This window comes from Hymenobacter agri, assembly GCF_054778495.1.
This window is the reverse complement of record NZ_BAAGZM010000362.1, coordinates 1-4,323: the sequence shown is the minus strand read 5'-3', so window position 1 is coordinate 4,323 and position 4,323 is coordinate 1. Positions and strand designations below refer to the sequence as shown.

Below are 4,323 nucleotides of genomic sequence, written 5' to 3'. Positions count from 1 at the left end.
AGCCCCGGCGCGGGTCCGGAATGAACAGGTTGCCGCGCACGAAGCGCAGCACCTGCTGCACCGGCCCGGGCTTGCCCTCGTTGGCGAAGCCGCCGTAGGGCACGGCGCGGCCCGTAAGGCGCTTGTAGCTCTCGAACGGCTCGGTGGTGCCGGTATGAATAACGCGTACCGTGGGCGGCACCTCGGCCAGCAGGCTTGCGTCGCGCACGGGGTAGCTGGCCTGGGCCGGGTCCACGGTAATCACGGTGGGCTCCACGTTGAAGTAGCCCAGGTGCTTCACAAACTTGAGGCAGCGCTGCACGCCGGCCCCGCCCGAAGGCGGCCAGTAGTAAGTAATGACGAGCAGGCGCAGCGGACGGGAAGCAGACACGGAAATTGAATTCAGAAAGCGGGCTGCGAAGGTACGCCGACTGCCGGTTTTCGGGCTTTTATGGTTACTTTTGGGGTCAGTTCACCCCCGAGTGCCGGGCCCGCGGGCCGCCGTGGCCGTGGTGAAAAACGCTAAATCCGCAAACCAGCGATACATGTTTGACAATCTCTCCAATAAGCTCGACCGGGCCATCAAAACCCTTAAGGGCCAGGGCAGCATTTCCGAAATCAACGTTGCGGCCACCATCAAGGAAATCCGCCGCGCGCTGGTCGATGCCGACGTTAACTACAAAGTTGCCAAGGAGGTAACCGACAAGATTAAGGATGCCGCCATGGGCCGCGACGTGCTCACGGCCGTGTCGCCGGGCCAGCTTATGGTCAAAATCGTGTACGATGAGCTCACCGAGCTCATGGGCGGCGAGAAGAAGGACATCGTCATCAAGGGCGACCCGGCCGTGGTGCTGCTCTCGGGCCTGCAGGGCTCGGGTAAAACTACCTTCGCGGGCAAGCTGGCCAACCACATCAAAAAGAGCGGCCGCAACGTGCTGCTGGTGGCCTGCGACGTGTACCGCCCGGCCGCTATCGACCAGCTGAAGGTGCTCGGCGAGCAGATTGGCGTGGAAGTGTACTCGGAAGTCGAGAACAAGAACCCCGTCGAGATTTCGCGCAACGCCATCGACTACGCCAAGAAAAACGGCAAAAAAGTAGTCATCATCGACACCGCCGGCCGTCTGGCCGTGGACGAGCAGATGATGCGTGAGATTGAGCAGGTGAAGTCGGCCATCAACCCCAGCGAAACGCTGTTCGTGGTGGACTCGATGACCGGCCAGGACGCCGTGAACACCGCCAAAACATTCAACGACCGCCTGAATTTCGACGGCGTGGTGCTCACCAAGCTCGACGGCGATTCGCGCGGCGGCGCAGCCCTCTCGATTCGCGCCGTGGTCGAAAAGCCCATCAAGTTTATCTCGACGGGCGAGAAGATGGACGCGCTCGACCTGTTCTACCCCGACCGTATGGCCCAGCGCATTCTGGGCATGGGCGACGTGATTTCGCTGGTAGAGCGGGCGCAGCAGCAGTTCGACGAGGAAGAAGCCAAGCGCATCGAGAAGAAAATCCGCAAGAATCAGTTCGACTTCAACGACTTCCTCGGCCAGCTCGAGCAAATCAAGAAGATGGGTAACATCAAGGATTTGATGGGCATGATTCCGGGCATGAGCAAGGCCATGAAGGACGTAGAAATCGACGACGACGCCTTCAAGCCCGTCGAGGCCATCATTCGGAGCATGACCAAGCAGGAGCGCGCCAACCCCGACCTACTGAACGCCTCGCGCAAGCGCCGCGTGGCTAAGGGCTCGGGCACCGAACTGCAGCAGGTGAACGACCTGATGAAGCAGTTCGAGCAGATGCGCAAAATGATGCGCACCATGAACAAGATGAGCCAGACCAAAGGCGGCCTCGCCCAGATGCAGAAAATGATGGGTGGCATGCGCGGCGGTGGCGGCGGCATGATGGGCCGCTAGGCCCCATTCTGCGAACAGCCCACGAAAAAAGCTCCGGTACGCTGCCGGAGCTTTATTTATAGAAAACCCAGTTTTGCATTCAAGTAATAATAAATATGACAATGATTATATTTCAAACGACTTCAAGAAAAATCCGAATCAGTGGGAATCTTTTGGAGCAATTCTTGTTAGCCTCATCGTGAAAGAATAGTTTTTTAAGGTGTTTTGGTATGGAAAGGGACGGCGCTCTGCGTCGTCCTTTTTTTATTGTCTTGGCCGTGAGGTGCAAACGAAAGCCCGGCCCCGCCATATGGCAGAACCGGGCTTTGTTGATTAAAAAGGTGTAGAGACGCATAATTGCGTCTCATCGTTGAACGACCAGAGCGGCATCGTTCGCATTTTCAAACGTCATCGTTCCGCGACGAGACGCAATCATACGTCTCTACCCCCGGCAATGCTACGATTTTACGTCGTAGCGGTCCAACATCATCACTTTATTCCACGCCTTCACGAAGGCTTTCACGAAGCGCGGGTGGCCGTCCTGGCCGGCGTACACTTCGGCCACGGCGCGGAGCTGGCTGTTCGAGCCAAACACGAGGTCGGCGCGAGTGGCTACATAGCCTTTTTTACCAGCAGTGCGGGGTTCGAGGGCGAAGGTCATGCCCGAGGCATCATCCTTTTTCCACTCGAAGTCGGTGCTGGTAAGCACGGTGAAGAAGTCGTTGGTGAGTACGCCCACGCGGTCGGTGAAGATGCCATAGGGCGAGTTGTCGTGGTTGGCGTTCATGGCGCGCAGGCCGCCGGTGAGGGCCACCCACTCAGGCGCGGTCAGCGATAGCAGTTGCGCTTTGTCGAGGAACAATTGCTCCGGAGACACGTCCGGCGCGATGTCCTTGTAGCCTTTGTCAAGGTAGTTGCGGAAGCCATCAGCCACGGGCTTGAGCCAGTTGAACATCTCGATGTCGGTGAGCTCCTGCGTGGTATCGCGGCGGCCGGGAGTGAAGGGCACTTCGGTGGGGACGCCCGCGTCGACGGCGGCTTTTTCGAGGGCCGCGCAGCCGCCCAGCACAATCAGGTCGGCCAGCGATACTTTTTTGCCGCCTGCGGCACTGTTGAATTTCTCCTGCACCTTGCGCAGGGCGTCCACCACGGGCACGGTGCGGCGGTTCACGGCCCAGTCCTTTTGCGGGGCCAGGGCCAGGCGGCCGCCGTTGGCGCCGCCGCGCTTGTCGCTGTGGCGGTGCGTCACGGCTGCCGAGAAGGCAGTGAACACCAAGTCAGAAACCGACAGGCCGAGGCCCATGATGTCGTTCTTTAGCGACTTCACGTCGGCCGCGTCGATTTGTTGGTAGTCGGCTACCGGAATGGGGTCCTGCCACAGCAGGTCGTTTTCGTTGCGCTTTTCGGGGCCGAGGTAACGCTCGCGCGGGCCCATGTCGCGGTGAGTCAGCTTGTACCAAGCTTTTGAAAATGCTTGGGTGAAGGCGTCGAAATCGCCGAGGAATTTCTCGCATACCTTGCGGTAGTCGGGGTCTTCCTTCAGGGCCAGGTCGGTGGTCATCATCATCAGCCGGTTCATTTTACCGGGGATGTGGGCGTCGGGCGTTTTGGGCGCGTTCTCGTCCACAGGCGTCCATTGCAGGGCGCCGGCCGGGCTCTTGTCCTGCTTCCACTCAAACTTGAACAGGTTGGTGAGGTAGTCGTTGTCCCACTGCGTGGGGTTGGGCGTCCAGCTGCCTTCGATGCCGTTGGTCATCGTGTTTTCGGCGTTGCCGCTGCCTTTGGGGTTATGCCAGCCCAGGCCCATCTGCTCCATCGGGGCGATTTCGGGGGGCATGCCAATTTCCTTCGAGGGTACCATGCCGTGGCTCTTGCCGAAGGCGTGGCCACCGGCAATAAGGGCCACGGTTTCCTCATCGTTCATGGCCATGCGGGTGAAGGCAATGCGGATGTCGCGCGCCGAGCCCAGCGGGTCGCCGTTGGCGTAGGGGCCTTCGGGGTTCACGTAAATCAGGGCCTGGTGGGTGGCGGCCAGCGGGTTTTCAAGGTCATAGTCGGCGTCGCCGTTTTTCCCGCGCCAGCGCTTGTCGCGGTTCACCATCTTGTCGGGCGACTCGGCCGTGCGCAAGTCATGAATCACCTCGGGACCCCAGTAGGTGGCGTTGTCGGCCTCCCAGGCATCCTGGCGGCCGCCGGCGAAACCGTAGGTGGGAAAGTCCATGATTTCGAGCGCGCAGTTGCCGGTCAGAATCATCAAATCGGCCCACGAAAGGGAGCTGCCATACTTCTGCTTGATGGGCCAGAGCAGGCGGCGCGACTTGTCGGTGTTGCCGTTGTCCCACCAGCTGTCGATGGGGGCGAAGCGCTGCAGGCCTTCGCCCGCGCCGCCGCGGCCGTCGGCAATGCGGTAGGTGCCGGCCGAGTGCCAAGCCATGCGAATCATCTGCGGGCC

The 4,323-nt window shown here is 60.3% G+C and carries 2 protein-coding genes and 1 pseudogene; 1 reads left to right on the top strand and 2 read right to left on the bottom strand.

Annotated elements, in window-relative coordinates; all coding sequences use genetic code 11:
* Positions 1-370: pseudogene (locus ACYVDE_RS15650) on the bottom strand (hypothetical protein); the annotation flags it as partial.
* Between the two features lie 154 nt (positions 371-524).
* Here ACYVDE_RS15650 and ffh point away from each other — a divergent pair.
* Positions 525-1,892, top strand: coding sequence for a signal recognition particle protein (gene ffh, locus ACYVDE_RS15645; protein ID WP_460502474.1), 1,368 nt, complete (start codon positions 525-527; stop codon positions 1,890-1,892).
* 436 nt (positions 1,893-2,328) lie between these two features.
* On the opposite strand, the gene katG is transcribed toward ffh, so the two are convergent.
* On the bottom strand, positions 2,329-4,323 hold a 1,995-nt coding region (gene katG, locus ACYVDE_RS15640; RefSeq protein WP_460502473.1), incomplete at its 5' end, for a catalase/peroxidase HPI.

What these genes read in the sequence shown, in the direction of transcription:
- ffh (WP_460502474.1), top strand. Translation starts at nt 525, where the DNA reads ATGTTTGACAATCTCTCCAATAAGCTCGACCGGGCCATCAAAACCCTT.